We start from the raw sequence: 15,356 nt of genomic DNA on the forward strand, positions 1-15,356 counted from the left end.
CGTGTCGGAACGCTGTTACATCACCACCCCCATCTATTACGTGAACGACCGGCCCCACATCGGGCACACGTACACCACCGTGCTGGCCGACGTCATGGCGAGGCACCGGCGGATGATGGGGGAGGAGGTGTACTTCCTCACCGGCACCGACGAGCACGGTCAGAAGATCGAGAAGGCCGCCGCGGCCAGGGGCATCACGCCCCTGGCCCTCGCCGACGAGGTGGTGCCCAATTTCGAGAACCTGTGGAAGCGCATGGGCCTGACCCACGACCACTTCGTGCGGACCACCCACGCCTCCCACAAGGCCGTCGTCCAGGCCAAGTTCCAGCAGCTCCTGGCCTCCGGCGACATCTTCAAGGCCACCTACAAGGGCCTCTACTCCGTCAGCGACGAGGCCTACGTCACCGAGACCCAGGCCAAGGAGATGCAGGCCCAGGGCCTGGCCCACCAGCTCATCGAGCTGGAGGAGGAGAGCTACTTCTTCCGCCTCTCGGCCTACGAGAACTGGCTGATCCAGCTCTACGAGAAGTACCCCGAGTTCGTGCAGCCTGAGTTCCGGCTCAACGAGGTCCGGCAGTTCGTGGCCCCCGGCGGCGCCCGGGGCAACCTCCAGGACCTCAGCATCAGCCGCACCAGCATCACCTGGGGCATCCCCGTCCCCGGCGACGAGAAGCACGTCGTCTACGTGTGGTTCGACGCCCTGCTGAACTACCTCTCCGCGGGCCGGGAGGGCTTCTGGCCCCCCACGTTCCAGCTGGTGGGCAAGGACATCCTGCGCTTCCACGCCGTGTACTGGCCGGCCTTCCTCATGGCCATGCACCGCCAGGACGGCGACGACCTCCAGGGCGAGCTCCCCGCGCGCATCCGGGCCCTGCTGCCCCGCACGATCCTGGCCCACGGCTGGTGGCTGATGGGCGAGGACAAGATGTCCAAGTCCAAGGGCAACGTGGTGCGCCCCGACCAGCTCCTGGCCTTCGGCAACGACGCCGTGCGCTTCTTCTTCATGCGCGACATGACCGTGGGCCTGGACCGCAGCTTCTCCTTCGAGGGATTCATGGACCGCCTGAACGCCGACCTCGCCAACGGCCTCGGCAACCTGGCCTCCCGCACCCTGAGCATGATCGCCCGGTACCGGGAGGGCCGCGTGCCCGTGCCCGCCGTGCTGGACGCGGCCGACCAGGAGGTGCTGGACGCGGGCCGCGCCGCCGTGGCGGCCTACCTGGAGAAGGCCGCCGCCAACGACTTCCACGCCGCCCTGGAGGGCCTCTGGGCCTACCTGCGGCAGCTGGACGGCTACATCGTGAAGGCCGAGCCCTGGAAGCTCGCCAAGCGCGAGGACGCCCAGGACAAGCTGGACGCCGTCCTCTGCCAGCTCTGGCGGGCCCTGCGCGCCACCGCCGTCCTGGTCTCCCCGGTCATGCCCGGCATGGCCCAGCTCCTCTGGAAGGGCCTGGGCCTGCCCGGCGAGGTCGCCGCCCAGCGCTTCGCGGGCTTCGACTTCGAGGCCCCCGCCCCCGGCCCCGTGGGGGCCCCCGAACCCCTGTTCCAACGCATCGACAAGGAAGCCGTCATGACCGAGCTGGACAACAAGGCCGCCGCCGAGGCCCCCGCCCCCGCCGAGCAGCCCCTGGACGTTCCCCCCCTCCGCGAGGTGATCGACTACGACACCTTCGCCCGCACCGATCTCCGGGTGGGCCTGGTGCTGGACGCCGAGGCCGTGCCCAAGAGCAAGAAACTCATCAAGATGACCGTGGACCTGGGCTTCGAGAAGCGCACCATCCTCGGCGGCATTGCCGCGGCCTACACCCCCGAGGAGCTCGTCGGCCGCCGGGTGGTCGTCGTGGCCAACCTGGCCCCCCGGGCCCTCATGGGCATCGAGAGCCACGGCATGCTCCTGGCGGCCAGCGACAACGCCTCCAAGCCCTACCTCATCGCCCCCCCCGATGACGCCCGCCCGGGCTTCATCGTCAAGTAGGTCATGAAGACACCCGTATTCCGATTCCAGGAGGAAGTCCTGACGGACGCCCCCCTGGCCCTGGTCAAGGCGCGCCTGGAGGCGGGGCTGCCCTGCCTCAAGGCCTGCCCGGGGCTCCAGCCGGCCCAGGACTGCGGGGAGGGCCTCGCCCTCCGGTGGCAGCACCATCTCCTCGGCGCCGTCGAGGAGGGCACCCTGCGGGCCGAGCCCCACCCCATGGGGGCCCACCTGAAGCTCGACGGCCGCCTTCGCGGCTGGACCGCCTTCCTGGTGGTGGCCTGGACCCGCCTGCGCACGGACCGCCTCCTGGATCGCATCGTCAAGGAGCTGGAATGAAATTCTTCAGCTGGAACGTCAACGGGTTCCGGGCCGTCCTCAAGAACGGCTTCATGGACTGGCTCGAGAAGGCCGATCCCGACGTCCTCTCCCTCCAGGAGATCCGCGCGGACTGGGAGCAGGTGGACCTGGGCGTGCGCCGCGAGCTGGAATCGGCCTACGACGTGGCCTGGTTCCCCTCCACCTCCAAGAAGGGCTACGCCGGCAGCGCCACCCTCTCCCGCAAGGAGCTGGGCTTCACCCACACCCGGGGCCTGGGGATCGAGGCCTACGACCAGGAAGGGCGGATGATCGTCAGCACCCGGGGCGACCTCACCTTCATCGCCGGGTACTTCCCCAACGCGTCCGCGGGCCTGGCGCGCCTCCCCTTCAAGCGCCGGTTCGCCCAGGACCTGGCCGGCATCCTGCGGGAGCGCCGCGCCCGGGGCGAGCGCATCATCCTCACCGGCGACATGAATGTCGCCCCCGAGGAGATCGACCTGGCCCGGCCCAAGGACAACCGCGCGAATCCCGGCTTCACCGACGAGGAGCGGGAGGACTTCCGCCTGTACCTCCAGGCCGGCATGGTGGACGTCCTGCGCCAGCGCAACCCCGGCGTCCCCGGCCTCTACACCTGGTGGACGGCGCGGGGCGGCGCCCGCGAGAAGAACGTGGGGTGGCGCATCGATCTCTTCCTGGTGGGCGAGGACCTGGTCCCCCAGGTGGAGGACGCGCGGATCCTGGCCGACGTGCTGGGCTCGGACCACTGCCCCATCAGCCTCAGGCTGGCGTAGCGGGCCCCGCGTCCAGGGTGTCGCGCACGGCGCCCAGGAGCCGCGCCCGGTCGAAGGGCTTGGTGATGAGGACCGCGCCGGCCGGGCCCTCGGCTTCGGCGGCCTGGGCGATGTCCGGGTAGCCCGACATGAAGAGCACCCGAATCTCCGGCCGCAGCGCCGTCACCCGCTCCGCGAGCTCCCGGCCGCACATGCCCGGCATCACCATGTCCGTGAGCAGGAGGTGGACCGGCTCCGGATGGGACCGCAGCGCCTCCAGGGCGGAGGGGCCGTCCGGGGCCTCCAGCACCTGGTAGCCGGAGGCCACCAGGTGGTGGGCGGTGAGGTGGCGGACCCCCGCGTCGTCCTCCACCAGGAGGAGGGTCTCGCTCCCCAGCTCCCGGTCCGCGTTCCGGGGGCTCTCCCGGGGCGCCAGGATGCCCTCCGCCCGGGGCAGCACCACCGTGAAGGTGGTGCCTTCGCCGGGTCGGCTCGCGACCTCCAGGGAACCGCCGCTCTGCTCGACGATCCCGAGGGCCGTGCTCAGGCCCAGGCCCGTCCCTTTCCCCACGCCCTTGGTCGTGAAGAAGGGCTCGAAGACCCGGGCCGCCACCTCCGGCGTCATGCCCTCCCCGGTGTCGCTGACGGACAGCTGGATGCTGGCGCCGGCGCAGGCGGTCCGCAGGGTCAGGACGCCCCCCTTCGGCATGGCGTCCTTGGCGTTGGAAACCAGGTTCATGATGACCTGCTGGAGCTGGCCCGGGTCGGCCTCCACCAGGCAGAGGTCCGGATGCAGGTCGAAGGCCAGCCGGATGTCCTCCTTGAGCACGCGCTGGAAGAACATCTCCATGTCGCCGACGAGGGTGTTCAGGTCCAGGATTTCCGGCGCGAGCACCTGCTTGCGGCTGAAGGCCAGCAGCTGGCGCGTCAGGGAGGCCCCCTTCTGGCCCGCCCGTTGGATGGTCTCCAGGAGCCCCCGGATGGGATGGTCGGCCTCCACCTTCTCCAGGGCCATCTCCGAATAGCCCGAGATCACCTGGAGGAGGTTGTTGAAGTCGTGGGCGACGCCGCCGGCGAGGGTGCCGATGGCCTCCATCTTCTGGACGTGCCGCAGCTTCTCCTCGCTGCGCCGCAGGGCCTCCTCGGCCCGGTCCCGGTCCAGGATCCGCGCGGTGAGCTCCTCGTTGGCGCGGACGAGGTCCTTGGTGCGCTCCTGGACCCGCTGCTCCAGCTCGTCGTTGAGGCGCTGGAGGTGCAGGGAGGTCACCCGGAGGGCCTCCTGGGCCCGCCGCTCCGATTCCCGGAGGCGGAGGGTCAGGATGCCCCGGGCCAGCCCTTCGGCCAGCTCGTCCAGCACCCGCACGTGGGCCTCCCCGAAGGCGTCCGGCTCGGAGGCGTACACGGCCAGGACACCGAAGGCCTCGCGCCCGTCCATGAGGGGGAGGCCGACGGAGGACCCGAGGTCCCGGAACTTGGCCTCCTTGCGCCAGGGGCCGAAGGTGGGGTCCGCGGCCAGGTCGTTGAAGAGGCTTGGCTTGCCCGTGCGGATGGCCTGGCCCGCGGGCCCCTGGCCCCGGGGGTCCTCACCCCAGGTGACGACGAGGGTCCGCATGTAGGCCGAGGCGACCCCGGCCCAGGCGACCGGGTCGATGCGGCGCGCGGCCCCCTGGCTCCGGAACCCGACCCAGGCCAGGTTGCAGCCGCAGTCCTCCACCACGATGCGGCACACCTCGTCCAGGTAATCCGCCTCGCTGGTGGCGCGGGCCATGGCTTGGCTCGCGCGGCTGAGGGCCTGGACCATGCGGCTGAGCTTTTGAAGGCCCTTCTCCCGCGCCCGCCGTTCCGATTGCTCCCGGAAGCGCTGGACCGTGCCTTTGAGGTGCCCCTTGGCTTCCCCATGGCCCCGGGCGGCGCTCGTTGGCTCGTCAGCCGACTCGGATGCGCCTGTTTTTCCCCTGTCGATCTGCGTGTCTGCTTGACTTCGACTGGCCATGGATCCTGCCTGGGGCCTCCTCCGGCCCCAAGGCTCCGTCACCCGCGGCGGGGTGTCCAGTCTTTTTCTCGACCGGGGCCGGCCGGTCCCAGGGGAACGGTCCGCCGAATGCCCGCCGGCAGGGCCTCGCCCGGCGGCCGCGGCTCCCCGAGCCGGACCGGGATCATGCGCGCCAGGCGCTTCAGGCGTGGGCCGTACAGTTCTTCCTCGGCATAGAGCACCAGGTTGGGTGCCAACACGAACGGCGACGGCCGGGGAGGGAGCATCCATACCTCCGGAAACGGGACACAGGGCGATTGAAGGGCACTCCTCCCATGCGCCGAACGATCCGCCGGTTCCTATGAAAATGGCAAGAAAACCTGGGATCCATGGTTTTTCCATGGGCCTGCTATGAATCAAAAGGGCGGCCCCGAAGGGCCGCCCGGCATGTTCGAAGGGTGGGAAGCTCAGGAGGCCTGGTCGACCTTCCAGCGGGCCAGGGGCCGGTTCGCCAGGTCCCAGACCTGGAGGCCCCAGGGAAGGCGGCGGACCCCCAGCCGGCGCCGGATCTCGGCCCGGGCCAGGTCTTCGCTCTCGGCCTGGATGGGCCCGTATTCCATGAAGTAACCGGGAAGCTTGTATCCAAAGGACTTGGCCATCGAACACCTCCGCTCAAGTTCCAGCTCTGGAACCTTCGATGCACCAATTTCGCTTTTTGTGCGTCTTTCGTCAAGGGGTGGAGTCGAAAATTTCGAAAAAACGGAACGGATTTTCGGGAGAAGTGGAAAAACCAGAACGGAAGCTCGGGGTCTCCAACCCGGGAGGGTGGCATCAAATCTGGCAAGGGGGTGCCGGATCTGGACCAACCTGCGGGGAACCGCCTGGTTCTTGTCGCGTTCCCGAGTGAGAGGTCCAGGGGGTGGAATCGAATCCGGATCTGGGATGGACGACTGGACCAGGGTGCGGGAGACGAGGGAGAAATTCGGGACAGGTTTCACGGACCCGGCAGGAACTCGAATGATTGGTTCGAGATGGGGTAGGGGAAATGGGCCATGTCGGGAAAGCTGGCCGTGGCCCTGGAGGACCGGTAGGCTAGAACCCCTCCATCTGCCATCAAAGGGTTCCTCATGTTCGTAAGGCCTGCCTTGGTTGCTTACCTGCTATGCATCGGCGCCCCATCGCTCTTCGGCCAGTCCTATGGATCCTACGATCTGGTTCCCCTGGTCAGTAGAACCGGAGGCGGGCCTGACACGGATCCGAGCGCGAAGCTGAAGCTACTCGATCAGGTTCTGGATGACCTGGCCCGGCACGCCATCGATTACCCCGTTCATTTTGAAGAGGGAGGAGCCAAGGACCGAGCCGCTAAGGATGTCGTCAAGCTCTCGGCCTGGCTGGACACCCTCATCGACGTACCGAATCCCCCGGTCTACTTCATGAAGAGGGCCGCCATGGTGGGATCCATTGGGCACAACTTGGATATCCCGGGGATGGCCCAGAAGGCGGATGCGATTTTCCAGAAGTGGTTGTCGATGAGGCCAGATGATCCGGCAGGGAATCAGATGTACGGGGCCTTCTTGGGTGGGGTGGGAAAAGCGAAGGAAGCCATTCCCTTCCTGGAAAAGGCCTTAGCCCTGGGCGTTCCGCAGGCACCTTACTCCTTGGGGATTGCCTACCTGCACGTGGGAGACAAGGAGAAAGCCACCAAGAACCTCAAGGCCTACCTCGACAAGAACCCCGACGACAAGAAGACCAGGGATCTTTATGATGCGATCGCTTCTGGCCGGGTCAGGATTCGTACGGTGACCAAGTGAAGATCCTGCCGGTTCCGGGGGGTGGCGCAAGGTGCGAATGGAGAGGGAGGAAATCCTCGGATGGAGGAAGCCTTCCTGGACAACAGCGGCAAGTGGGTTCCGACGTTGTCAGAGAAGGTGCTACAGGAGAAGCCTGCCATGAACCAGGCCCGGCCACGGGAATTGGATTGGGGATGGAGAACATCATCAAAATGGTTTTCTCACCTATCATGTGATCTGTTACCTGAAGCTCCTGCAAGGAATCCGGGTCATCCGCTTGCGCAAGGCGAATGAACGTGAAAGGAGGGTGTATGACCAAGCGCAAGCCCCTCACCCATGAGGAGGGGGACGTTCGGGAAATCACTGCCGAGGACCTGAAACACTTCAAGCCGTTCAAGGACCTTCCACTGGAAATGCAGGAGACCTTGAAGTCGGTACGACGTCCGCGCGGCCCCCAGGTGGAGCCGACCAAAAAGCGGATCACGATCCGGCTGTCCCAGGAGGTCCTGGACCATTTCCGAAGCGGTGGGAAAGGGTGGCAGACCCGGTTGGACCAGGTACTGCTGGACGTGGTGCACGGGAAGAAGCCCGCTTAGCCTGAGGCCCAGGAATGGGTGGAGACCAACCTGCCGAGCGCGGTTCGGTCTATCGGTGAACCGATGTCATTCCCGGTCCCATGGATGAGATCAAATCAGGCAAAGGGGTGCAGCTCAGGACCCAACTGCGGGTACGTCCTGATTCGTGTCGAGTTCCCATGCGGGCGAGCAGGGGGCGGAATCGAATCCGGCATGAGATTCTTCAGCTGGACCAGGGAACGTGGGACGAGGGAGAATTCGGGAGACGATCCAAGGAGCAGGTCCATGTCTGAATCCGCTCGGGCGTTTGCTCACCTGACCATCAGCGCCCAGGACCTCATGGCGGCGCTTGAGGCCAATCCCATGCAGGAGTACTGGCTCGCGGACCTGGAAACCGGCGAACTCATCCGCCGTCCGGAGGACGAGGGTTTCCTGGATGAGGATGAAGATCCGGAGGCCTACGATGATCCGGACCGATACATGACGGTGGAACCCATGGGTTCACCTGAATGCTTCCAGGTCATGGCCTCCTACGTGGAAAGTCTGCCGGATGGAGAGGCCGCCCGAAGCCTGGATCGGTCCCTTCGCATGCGCCGCCCCTTCCGTGCCTTCAAGGACACCCTCCTGGACTTTCCCGAGGAGCGGCAGAAGTGGTTCAAGTTCCACGATGCCGTCATGCTGGGATGGGCTCAGCAATGGGTGGAGGACAACCTGCCCGGTGCGGTTCTGGTCTTCCCCTGAACCGGACGGTTCGCGTTCCCGCTTCTTGTTCCGCAGGCGCCTTGCGCTTTGGGGATGGCCTGCTTCCACCTGGGAGACAAGGCGAAGGCGACGAAGCGCCCCAAGGCCGACCACGACAAGCATCGTGACGACAGGTGGCCCTGTCCAAGGCGGTCCGGGCCCCGCGGTCCTGAAACCCCCTCGCCGGGAGGCGGGGCGGGGTGTTCAATGGGGGGCATGCGCGAAGCCTCCGCCCCCTGGTCCCTCCTCGCCTCCCATTGGGAGGACCTGTTCCCGCTCCGCCCGGCCCGGGTGGAGATGGCCCTCCGGCTGGCGCCGGAGGGAACCCGCTGTCTGGACGCGGGGTGCGCCACGGGCAGCCTGTGCCGGGCCCTGGCGGCCCGGGGCCGCGAGGCCCACGGCCTGGACCTGGAGCCGGCCTTCCTGGAGGCGGGCCGGGCCCGGGCCGCGGCGGAGGGGACGCCCGTGGTCTGGCACGAGGCCGGGCTGCTGGACCTGGCCCGGGCGGCGGGAGACCTGCGCTTCCGCCTCGTGACCTGCCTGGGGCAGACGCTGCCCCACCTCCTGGAGGACGCGGCGTGGCTGGACTTCTTCCGGCAGGCGCGGTCCGTGCTGGAGCCCGGGGGGACCCTCGCGGTCCAGGTGGTCAGCGACGCGGGGTTGGCCGTGGGGGCCGGGCGGGACCTGCCGCCGCTCCGGTGCGGGGGCGGGATCCTCGCGCGCCGCAGGACCCGGGTCTCGGAGACGGAGGCGGCCTTCGAGACGGTGTTCACCGCCGACGACGGCCGGGAGGCCCGGGGCAGGGTGCGCCACCGGGTGATGGACCCCGCCGGGGCCGCGGCCCTCCTGCGGGAGGCGGGCCTGGCCCCGGGCGGGCCCTGGGCGGACGAGTCGGGAGCGCCGTTCACGGCGGCGTCGGCGGGCTGGATCCTGGCGGGGGTCCGGGAGGCCTGATCAGGCGGAGCGGCGGAAGATCTCCACGATCATGGCCACGGCGCGCTCCATGTCCTCCACGTGGATGTGCTCCTCGGTGGAGTGCTCCTGGCGGGCGCCGATGCCGACCACGGCCATCTCGATGCCGTGGTTGTTGTAGATGGAGGCGTCGGTGAAGCCGCACATGTGACCGGCGGAAGCCTCGATGCCCTGGACGGACAGGGCGGCCTGGGCGGTCTTGACGGTCCAGGCGGTCTCGGGATCGATGCTGCTGGCCTTGCAGAGGTTGTTGACGGCGATCTCGGCGCGGGCGCCGGCGCCCTCCACCTCGCGCCGGATGATGGCGACCATCTCGTCGGCCAGGGCCTGGCCCTTGGCGTGGTCGAGGCTCCGGCATTCGGCCAGGAAGGTGCAGGCGTCGGGCACGCCGTTCCGGATCAGGCCGCCGCTGATCACGCCGACGTTGGACGTGGTCTCGGCGTCGAGCCGCCCCAGGGGCAGGGCGGCGACGGCGCGGGAGGCGGCGACGATGGCGTTGATGCCCTTCTCCGGCTCCATACCGGCGTGGGCGGCCTTGCCCTGCACGGTCACGTCGATGGCGAAGTAGGAAGGCCCGCCCGTGATGATGGTGTCGAGGGTGTCGTTGTCGAGGAGGAAGCCGCGGCGCGCGGTGATGCGGGAATAGTCGAGGTTCTTGACGCCCAGGAGGCCGACCTCCTCCTGGCGGCTGATGGCGATCTCGAGGGGGGGATGCACGGGCGCGACCCGGATCGCCTCGAGCATCTCGGCGATGCCGGCCTTGTCGTCGGCGCCCAGGATCGTGTCGCCGCCGCTCCGGACGACGCCGTCGAGCAGGACGGGGCGGATGCCCTTCCCGGGCCTGACGGTGTCCCCGTGGCAGGAGAGGAGGATCGGTTCGGCGGTGCTGCCCTTGGCGGGGACGGTCGCGATCAGGTTCCCGTACTCGTCCAGGCCGGCCTCGGCGCCCAGATCGCGCAGGACGGGAAGCAGCCACTGCATGAAGGCGGCCTCATCGCCGCTCTCGCTGTCGATGCGGACCATGTCCATGAACTGGGAAACCATGCGGTCTGTATCCATCTCCGCGCCGAACCGCGCCTGCTGGGCCATGGGGCACCTCCGTGATCATCAGGGAAGATCTGATGATACCCCATGCGGCCACCGGGCATCAGGCGCCGGAGTCCCTGCCGGCGAGATGGGACGTCTGGGCCCGCTCGATGAGCTCCTTGATGCGCAGGGCGTCCTGCTTGCGGTGGCCGTGGCTCGTCAGGGGATCGGTCCCGCCGGTGGATTCGACGAGGATGTCGGACCAGAGGAGGCCGGTGTCGATGCGCACGCTGGCCACGCGCAGGAGATGGATGGTCATCTCGTTGCGGGTGAGCCAGGACCGCTTGCGCCGGGTGACCGCGGTGTCCGTGATCTCGATCTCGGTGGGAAAGAGATGGTTGCCCTTGGTCCATCGGCTGGCCTTGAACACTTCGGCGGTCATGCGCCCTCCTCAGTCCCGGGCCGCCGCGCCGCGGCGCCAGCAGCCCTCGATGTGGTCGTCCACGAGGCCCGCGGCCTGCATGAACGCGTACATGATGGTCGGTCCCACGAACTTGAACCCCCTCCGCTTGAGGTCCTTCGAGAGGGCGCGGGACTCGGGCGTCTCCGCGGGCACCTCGGCGAGGGCGCGCCTGACGGGGCGCAGCTGGCGCCCGCCCACGAAGGACCAGAGGTAGGCGGCGAAGCTGCCGTATTCCCGCTGGAGGTCGAGGACGCCTCTGGCGTTGGACACGGCGGAGGCGAGCTTGGCCCGGTTCCGGACGAGGCCGGGATCCTGGAGCATGGCCTCGATGCGCTCGGGCCCGAAGGCGGCGACCTTCGCGGGATCGAAGCCCTCGAAGGCCCTGCGGTAGGCCTCGCGCTTCCGCAGCACGGTGATCCAGCTCAGTCCTGCCTGCGCCCCCTCCAGCACGAGCAGCTCGAACAGGTGCCGGTCGTCCCGGGAGGGCACGCCCCACTCCTCGTCGTGGTAGGCGCGGTAGAGCGGATCCTCTCCGCACCACGGACAGCGGACGCGGCCTGCGGGGGAAACTGCCATCGGGCCTCCTGGGGAATCAGATTTCCATATCCCGTGCTTGGATTATACAATAGCGGACGACCGGATATCCCGGTCCTTTCCTGGAGATGCACCTTGAAAGCTCTCGCGATCCTTCCCGCCATGCTGGTGCTTGCCGCCTCCCCCGCAGCCCTCCGCGCCGCCGATCCCCCGGCCCTCGGGGTGCAGGCCGCCATCGCCATCCCCGTGGGCGACCTGCCCGACGTCGCCAAGCCCGGCATCCTCCTGGGCGGCCACGGCCGCTGGGACTTCGGTGGCGGCCACGGCCTGATGGCCCGGGCCGACCTGGGGCTCTACGCCTCCAAGGACGGCGCCAGCACCAACAGCTTCGGCGCGGCCGCCGACTACACGTACCACGTCGACCACAACCGTCGGGGCCTCTACCTCCTGGTCGGCGTGTCCTTCATGAACTACAGTATCAGCCGCGGCGCTTCGGCCTCCCGCAGCGGGTTCGGGCCCGATCTCGGCATCGGCTACGACCTGAACCGGAACCTGGGCCTCCAGGCCCGCTACACCACCCACAGCCTGGACGGGGCGACCATGGGCAGCCTCAACCTCGGCGCCACCTGGACCTTCTGATCCGATCCAGGCAGCCAGTCCATGGGGCCGGCCTCTCCGGGGGCCGGCCTCAGCCCTGCAGGAGGCCCGACCGCACCGCCTCCACGAGATCATCGGGGCGGACGGGCTTGAACAGGACCTCCACGCCGCCCAGGGGCACGAGGAGGGTCTGGATCTCGTCGGCGCGGTGGGCGGTGACGACGAGCACCGGGACGCCCTGCAGGGCCTCCCGGGCGCGGATGGCCCGGATGAGCGCGTCGCCGTTGAACTCGGTCATGAGGTAGTCGACCACGAGCAGGTCGGGCTGCTCGGCCTCGATGGCGACCACGGTCTCCAGGAGGCCGCCGGGCTCGATGGGCACCGGCCGGAACCCGGCCTTGCGCAGCACCGCGGCATGGAAGGCGCGGCTGAGATGGCTGTCGTCCACCACGGCGATGGTCCCCCTGCAGGCCAGGGACCACCCGGGATCGGGCTCGGTGCCCGGTGCCAGCACCTGGTCCACGCACTCGGCGAGCATGGTGGGGGACACGGGCTTGGCCAGGTAGTGGGTCCCGCCCATCTGCTGGAGGAAGAGCCCCAGGGCGGCGTCCCCATGGGCGGTCAGCAGGAGGATGCGCACGTCGCGGAGATGGGCATCCTCCCGGCAGAGCCGGATGAGGGTGTGCCCGGGGCAATCGGGCATGACCAGGTCCGTGATCAGGAGGTCGGGGGGATCCTCGTGGAGGGCCTTGAAGACCTCGAAGAGGCAGGTGGGCTCCAGTTCCCGGGCCTCGTGGCCGCCCTTGGCCAGGGCCGCCAGGATGAAGGCGCGGGTCCCGGGGCTGTCGTCGACGACGGCGATGCGGGCCATGGTCAGGATGCCCCGTGGCCGCGGGGCGCAGCGGGTCGGCGGGCTGGCGTGAGCCGGGGAAGGCGGTGCATGGGAGGAACCTCGGGCCGGAATTCCCAGTATGACGGTTTGCAGACGGGACGGCGAGGGAACGGTCTACTTGGGCCGGCCGGCTCCGGCCTGCGGGCGGCCGGTTGGAAAGTCCAGAGAGTCACCAAGGCGGGCGATGGCCCGAAGCGCTCGCTCCCACGGAGCCTCGGCCGGAGCCAGGTCCAGGAGGGGGCGGGGCCGGGGCGGCGCGTCCCCCTGGCGGCGCTCCAGTTCCTCCAGGTCGGTGGCAGGCCAGGCGAGGGGAAGGCCCTCGCAGGCCTGGCGGGCGGCAGTCAGGAAGGCAGGGGGCACGGGTTCCCCGCCCAGGTGGGCCGCGCAGGCGGCGAGGGCCTGGGCCAGGGGGCCGAGGCCCGCGGGGGGCGGCGTGCCGAGCACCGGGCCCGGCGCGCCGTCCAGGACGGTGCAGAGGCGGAGCAGGAGGGCGCCCAGCGGCCCTGTGCGGGCGGCCGCTTCCGCCTGGCGGCGCGCGAGGGCCGGGGCCTGGGCCCGGCGGGACCCCAGGAGGGCGAGGATGTGGAAGGGGGCGTGCAAGGGGGGCAGGGGGCCTGAGCTCCGGTCCAGGGCCTCCTGGTAGCGGGCGGCGGCTTCGGCCGGCTCCCCCGCGGCCAGGGCCGCGAGGCCTTCCAGGGCGGGCCACCCGGCATGGCGGCGCGCGGCCTCGGGTTGGGCGCCCATCCAGGCGCGGGCGGCGTCCAGGCGGCCCTGGAGGACGAGGAAGGCGATGAGGGCGGGGGCGAGGGGCCCGGGCCCGGGGACGGCGGCGCGCGCCTCCATCCAGGCCATCCAGCCGAGGTCCCTCCGGCCCTGGAGGACGTGGTCCGTGAGGAGGGCCTGGGCGCCGAGGGCCCGGGCCTCGGGCCCCAGGGCTTCGAACCAGGCTGGTTCGAAGGGGCCGCCGCACACGAGGGCCAGGGGGTCGCGGCCGGCCAGGGCCTCCGCGAAGGCCTCCCGGAAGCGCTCCCGGAGGGGCAGCCAGGATCCGGGTCGGCCCTCGACGAGGGCGATCCGGAGCTCCGCGCGGCTCCGCATGGCGCCGTCGGGGATGGTGCCGGCCCCCGGGGCCACGCCGCGGAAGAGGGGGCCCAGGAGGCCGCGCGCCTGGGCGAGGCGGGCGGCGGATTCCAGGCAGGCCTCGCGGCAGTGCCAATAGCCGCGCCGCTCCGCGGCGAGGCCGCGCTCCCGGAGGCGTTCCAGGACCGTCTGGACGCGCCGGGGATTGGCCGCCCAGGCCTCGGCCTCGGGGTGGGCGCGGACCCGCAGGAGGGCCTGGGCCAGGTGGGCGTTGGTGGCCGGCAGGCCCAGGCCCGCCAGGCCCATGAGCGCGGCGGCCTCCGGCGCGGGAAGGCGCCGGAGGCCGTCGAGGGTGATGGGACCGGGCTCCATGCGGGGGCGCCTCCGTCCCCTACTTTAGCCGCCTCAGAACTGGCTCGCCTCGGTGGAGCCGGTCAGGGCCAGGGTGGACGCGAGGCCGGCGCTCAGGGTCTCGCTGACGGCGTCGAAGTAGCCGGTGCCGACCTCCCGCTGGTGGCGGGTGGCGGTGTACCCCCGGGCCTCGGCGCCGAACTCGGCCTCCTGGAGCCGGGCGTAGGCGGTCATGCCTTCGCCCCGGTAGGCGTCGGCCAGCTCGAACATGCCGTGGTTCAGGGCGTGGAAGCCCGCGAGGGTGATGAACTGGAAGCGGTAGCCCAGGGCGCCGAGCTCCTGCTGGAACCGGGCGATCTCCTCGTCGGAGAGGTTGCGCCGCCAGTTGAAGCTGGGGGAGCAGTTGTAGGCCAGGAGCTTGCCGGGATGCTCCCGGTGCACGCCCTCCGCGAAGGCCCGGGCCTCGCCCAGGTCGGGGCGGCTGGTCTCGCACCAGAGCACGTCCGCAAAGGGGGCGTAGGCCACGGCGCGGGCCACGGCGCAGGCGATGCCGCCGCGGATGCGGTGGAAGCCCTCCGGCGTCCGCTCCCCGGTGAGGAAGGGGCGGTCGCGCTCGTCCACGTCGCTGGTCAGGAGCTGGGCGGAATCCGCGTCGGTGCGGGCCACCAGGACGGTGGGCACGTCCAGGACGTCGGCCGCGAGGCGGGCGGCGGCCAGGGTGCGGATGAACTGGCCGGTGGGCACGAGCACCTTCCCGCCCAGGTGGCCGCACTTCTTCTCGCTGCTCAGCTGGTCCTCGAAGTGCACGCCGGCGGCGCCGGCCTCGATCATGGCCTTCATCAGCTCGAAGGCGTTGAGGGGACCCCCGAAGCCGGCCTCGGCGTCGGCCACGATGGGGAGCATCCAGTCCCGGCCTTCGCCCCCTTCGGCGAACTCGACCTGGTCGGCGCGCTGGAGGGCGGCGTTGATGCGCTTCACCAGGGCGGGGACGGAATTGGCCGGGTAGAGGCTCTGGTCGGGGTAGGTCTGGCCGCCCAGGTTGGCGTCGGCCGCGACCTGCCAGCCCGAACAGTAGATGGCCTTGAGGCCGGCCCGGGCCATCTGGACGGCCTGGCCTCCCGTCATGGCGCCGAGGGCGGGAACGTAGGGCTCGAGCTTGAGGAGCTCCCAGAGGCGGCGGGCCCCGCGCTGGGCGAGGGTGTGCTCCACCTTCACGGTGCCGCGGAGACGTTCGACCTGGGCCTGGGAGTACGGACGGGTGACCCCCGTCCAGCGGGATTCGAAGGGCGTGATCATGGAT

At 69.9% G+C, this 15,356-nt stretch carries 16 protein-coding genes; 8 read left to right on the top strand and 8 right to left on the bottom strand.

Features of this window, described 5'->3' with window-relative positions; genetic code table 11:
* The first annotated feature begins 1 nt into the window (after position 1).
* Genes metG through R2J75_RS08720 form a run of 3 tightly spaced genes read left to right on the top strand, consistent with a single transcriptional unit; the run spans position 2 to position 3,084 of the window.
* On the top strand, positions 2-1,975 hold the full coding sequence (metG, locus tag R2J75_RS08710) for a methionine--tRNA ligase (protein WP_243333754.1): 1,974 nt from the start codon (positions 2-4) through the stop codon (positions 1,973-1,975).
* 3 nt (positions 1,976-1,978) lie between these two features.
* A complete protein-coding gene (locus R2J75_RS08715; protein WP_243333755.1) occupies positions 1,979-2,311 on the top strand; it encodes a hypothetical protein in 333 nt (110 codons plus the stop codon).
* Positions 2,308-3,084 carry an exodeoxyribonuclease III gene (locus R2J75_RS08720; RefSeq protein ID WP_243346827.1) on the top strand — a complete coding sequence of 259 codons (777 nt, stop codon included), beginning with the start codon at positions 2,308-2,310 and terminating at the stop codon, positions 3,082-3,084. The genes R2J75_RS08715 and R2J75_RS08720 overlap by 4 nt, the downstream gene beginning before the upstream one ends.
* Here the strand turns inward: R2J75_RS08720 and R2J75_RS08725 are convergent.
* On the bottom strand, positions 3,071-4,831 hold the full coding sequence (locus R2J75_RS08725) for an ATP-binding protein (protein ID WP_316411504.1): 1,761 nt from the start codon (positions 4,829-4,831) through the stop codon (positions 3,071-3,073). The genes R2J75_RS08720 and R2J75_RS08725 overlap by 14 nt on opposite strands.
* Before the next feature lie 671 nt (positions 4,832-5,502).
* Positions 5,503-5,694 carry a hypothetical protein gene (locus tag R2J75_RS08730; RefSeq protein WP_243333757.1) on the bottom strand — a complete coding sequence of 64 codons (192 nt, stop codon included), beginning with the start codon at positions 5,692-5,694 and terminating at the stop codon, positions 5,503-5,505.
* Positions 5,695-6,180: 486 nt separating this feature from the next.
* Here R2J75_RS08730 and R2J75_RS08735 point away from each other — a divergent pair, with 486 nt between their 5' ends.
* The 4 genes from R2J75_RS08735 to R2J75_RS08750 all read left to right on the top strand — a co-directional run bounded on the left by R2J75_RS08735 (position 6,181) and on the right by R2J75_RS08750 (position 9,095).
* The gene (locus R2J75_RS08735) at positions 6,181-6,846 is read left to right on the top strand and encodes a tetratricopeptide repeat protein (RefSeq protein ID WP_316411505.1); all 666 of its coding nucleotides are present in this window, start codon (positions 6,181-6,183) and stop codon (positions 6,844-6,846) included.
* 290 nt (positions 6,847-7,136) lie between these two features.
* Positions 7,137-7,421 carry a BrnA antitoxin family protein gene (locus tag R2J75_RS08740; protein ID WP_243346829.1) on the top strand — a complete coding sequence of 95 codons (285 nt, stop codon included), beginning with the start codon at positions 7,137-7,139 and terminating at the stop codon, positions 7,419-7,421.
* A gap of 192 nt (positions 7,422-7,613) precedes the next feature.
* The gene (locus R2J75_RS08745; protein ID WP_316411506.1) at positions 7,614-8,141 is read left to right on the top strand and encodes a UPF0158 family protein; all 528 of its coding nucleotides are present in this window, start codon (positions 7,614-7,616) and stop codon (positions 8,139-8,141) included.
* A 216-nt stretch (positions 8,142-8,357) separates the two neighbouring features.
* Positions 8,358-9,095, top strand: coding sequence for a class I SAM-dependent methyltransferase (locus tag R2J75_RS08750; protein WP_316411507.1), 738 nt, complete (start codon positions 8,358-8,360; stop codon positions 9,093-9,095).
* On the opposite strand, the gene R2J75_RS08755 is transcribed toward R2J75_RS08750, so the two are convergent.
* Genes R2J75_RS08755 through R2J75_RS08765 form a run of 3 tightly spaced genes read right to left on the bottom strand, consistent with a single transcriptional unit; the run spans position 9,096 to position 11,178 of the window.
* Positions 9,096-10,202 (bottom strand): M20/M25/M40 family metallo-hydrolase, encoded by a 1,107-nt coding sequence (locus tag R2J75_RS08755; protein WP_279342120.1) that lies wholly within the window; start codon positions 10,200-10,202, stop codon positions 9,096-9,098. It lies immediately after the preceding gene.
* Between the two features lie 58 nt (positions 10,203-10,260).
* Positions 10,261-10,581 (bottom strand): YdbT family protein, encoded by a 321-nt coding sequence (locus tag R2J75_RS08760; RefSeq protein WP_243333766.1) that lies wholly within the window; start codon positions 10,579-10,581, stop codon positions 10,261-10,263.
* Positions 10,582-10,590: 9 nt separating this feature from the next.
* A complete protein-coding gene (locus tag R2J75_RS08765; RefSeq protein ID WP_243346837.1) occupies positions 10,591-11,178 on the bottom strand; it encodes a DNA-3-methyladenine glycosylase I in 588 nt (195 codons plus the stop codon).
* Between the two features lie 93 nt (positions 11,179-11,271).
* On the opposite strand from R2J75_RS08765, the gene R2J75_RS08770 reads away from it, so the two are divergent.
* Positions 11,272-11,775: an outer membrane beta-barrel protein gene (locus R2J75_RS08770; RefSeq protein ID WP_243333769.1), complete on the top strand. Its 504-nt coding sequence runs from the start codon at positions 11,272-11,274 to the stop codon at positions 11,773-11,775.
* A gap of 49 nt (positions 11,776-11,824) precedes the next feature.
* Here the strand turns inward: R2J75_RS08770 and R2J75_RS08775 are convergent, their stop codons facing one another.
* The 3 genes from R2J75_RS08775 to aceA form a co-directional block, all read right to left on the bottom strand.
* The gene (locus R2J75_RS08775; RefSeq protein WP_243346838.1) at positions 11,825-12,604 is read right to left on the bottom strand and encodes a response regulator; all 780 of its coding nucleotides are present in this window, start codon (positions 12,602-12,604) and stop codon (positions 11,825-11,827) included.
* Positions 12,605-12,739: 135 nt separating this feature from the next.
* Entirely contained in the window at positions 12,740-14,077 is a 1,338-nt protein-coding gene (locus tag R2J75_RS08780) for a hypothetical protein (protein WP_316411508.1), read from the bottom strand.
* A 33-nt stretch (positions 14,078-14,110) separates the two neighbouring features.
* Complete coding sequence (gene aceA, locus R2J75_RS08785) at positions 14,111-15,352, bottom strand: isocitrate lyase (protein ID WP_316411509.1); 1,242 nt, start codon at positions 15,350-15,352, stop codon at positions 14,111-14,113.
* Between the last annotated feature and the right edge of the window lie 4 nt (positions 15,353-15,356).

Origin of the sequence: Mesoterricola sediminis (genome assembly GCF_030295425.1) — a bacterium.
In the GTDB taxonomy this organism is placed as follows: Bacteria; Acidobacteriota; Holophagae; order Holophagales; family Holophagaceae; genus Mesoterricola; species Mesoterricola sediminis.

What these genes read in the sequence shown, in the direction of transcription:
- R2J75_RS08765 (WP_243346837.1), bottom strand. Translation starts at nt 11,178, where the DNA reads ATGGCAGTTTCCCCCGCAGGCCGCGTCCGCTGTCCGTGGTGCGGAGAG.
- R2J75_RS08725 (WP_316411504.1), bottom strand. Translation starts at nt 4,831, where the DNA reads ATGGCCCGCGCCACCAGCGAGGCGGATTACCTGGACGAGGTGTGCCGC.
- R2J75_RS08755 (WP_279342120.1), bottom strand. Translation starts at nt 10,202, where the DNA reads ATGGCCCAGCAGGCGCGGTTCGGCGCGGAGATGGATACAGACCGCATG.
- R2J75_RS08720 (WP_243346827.1), top strand. Translation starts at nt 2,308, where the DNA reads ATGAAATTCTTCAGCTGGAACGTCAACGGGTTCCGGGCCGTCCTCAAG.
- R2J75_RS08730 (WP_243333757.1), bottom strand. Translation starts at nt 5,694, where the DNA reads ATGGCCAAGTCCTTTGGATACAAGCTTCCCGGTTACTTCATGGAATAC.
- R2J75_RS08760 (WP_243333766.1), bottom strand. Translation starts at nt 10,581, where the DNA reads ATGACCGCCGAAGTGTTCAAGGCCAGCCGATGGACCAAGGGCAACCAT.
- R2J75_RS08775 (WP_243346838.1), bottom strand. Translation starts at nt 12,604, where the DNA reads ATGGCCCGCATCGCCGTCGTCGACGACAGCCCCGGGACCCGCGCCTTC.
- R2J75_RS08750 (WP_316411507.1), top strand. Translation starts at nt 8,358, where the DNA reads ATGCGCGAAGCCTCCGCCCCCTGGTCCCTCCTCGCCTCCCATTGGGAG.
- R2J75_RS08745 (WP_316411506.1), top strand. Translation starts at nt 7,614, where the DNA reads ATGAGATTCTTCAGCTGGACCAGGGAACGTGGGACGAGGGAGAATTCG.
- R2J75_RS08740 (WP_243346829.1), top strand. Translation starts at nt 7,137, where the DNA reads ATGACCAAGCGCAAGCCCCTCACCCATGAGGAGGGGGACGTTCGGGAA.
- aceA (WP_316411509.1), bottom strand. Translation starts at nt 15,352, where the DNA reads ATGATCACGCCCTTCGAATCCCGCTGGACGGGGGTCACCCGTCCGTAC.
- R2J75_RS08715 (WP_243333755.1), top strand. Translation starts at nt 1,979, where the DNA reads ATGAAGACACCCGTATTCCGATTCCAGGAGGAAGTCCTGACGGACGCC.
- R2J75_RS08780 (WP_316411508.1), bottom strand. Translation starts at nt 14,077, where the DNA reads ATGGAGCCCGGTCCCATCACCCTCGACGGCCTCCGGCGCCTTCCCGCG.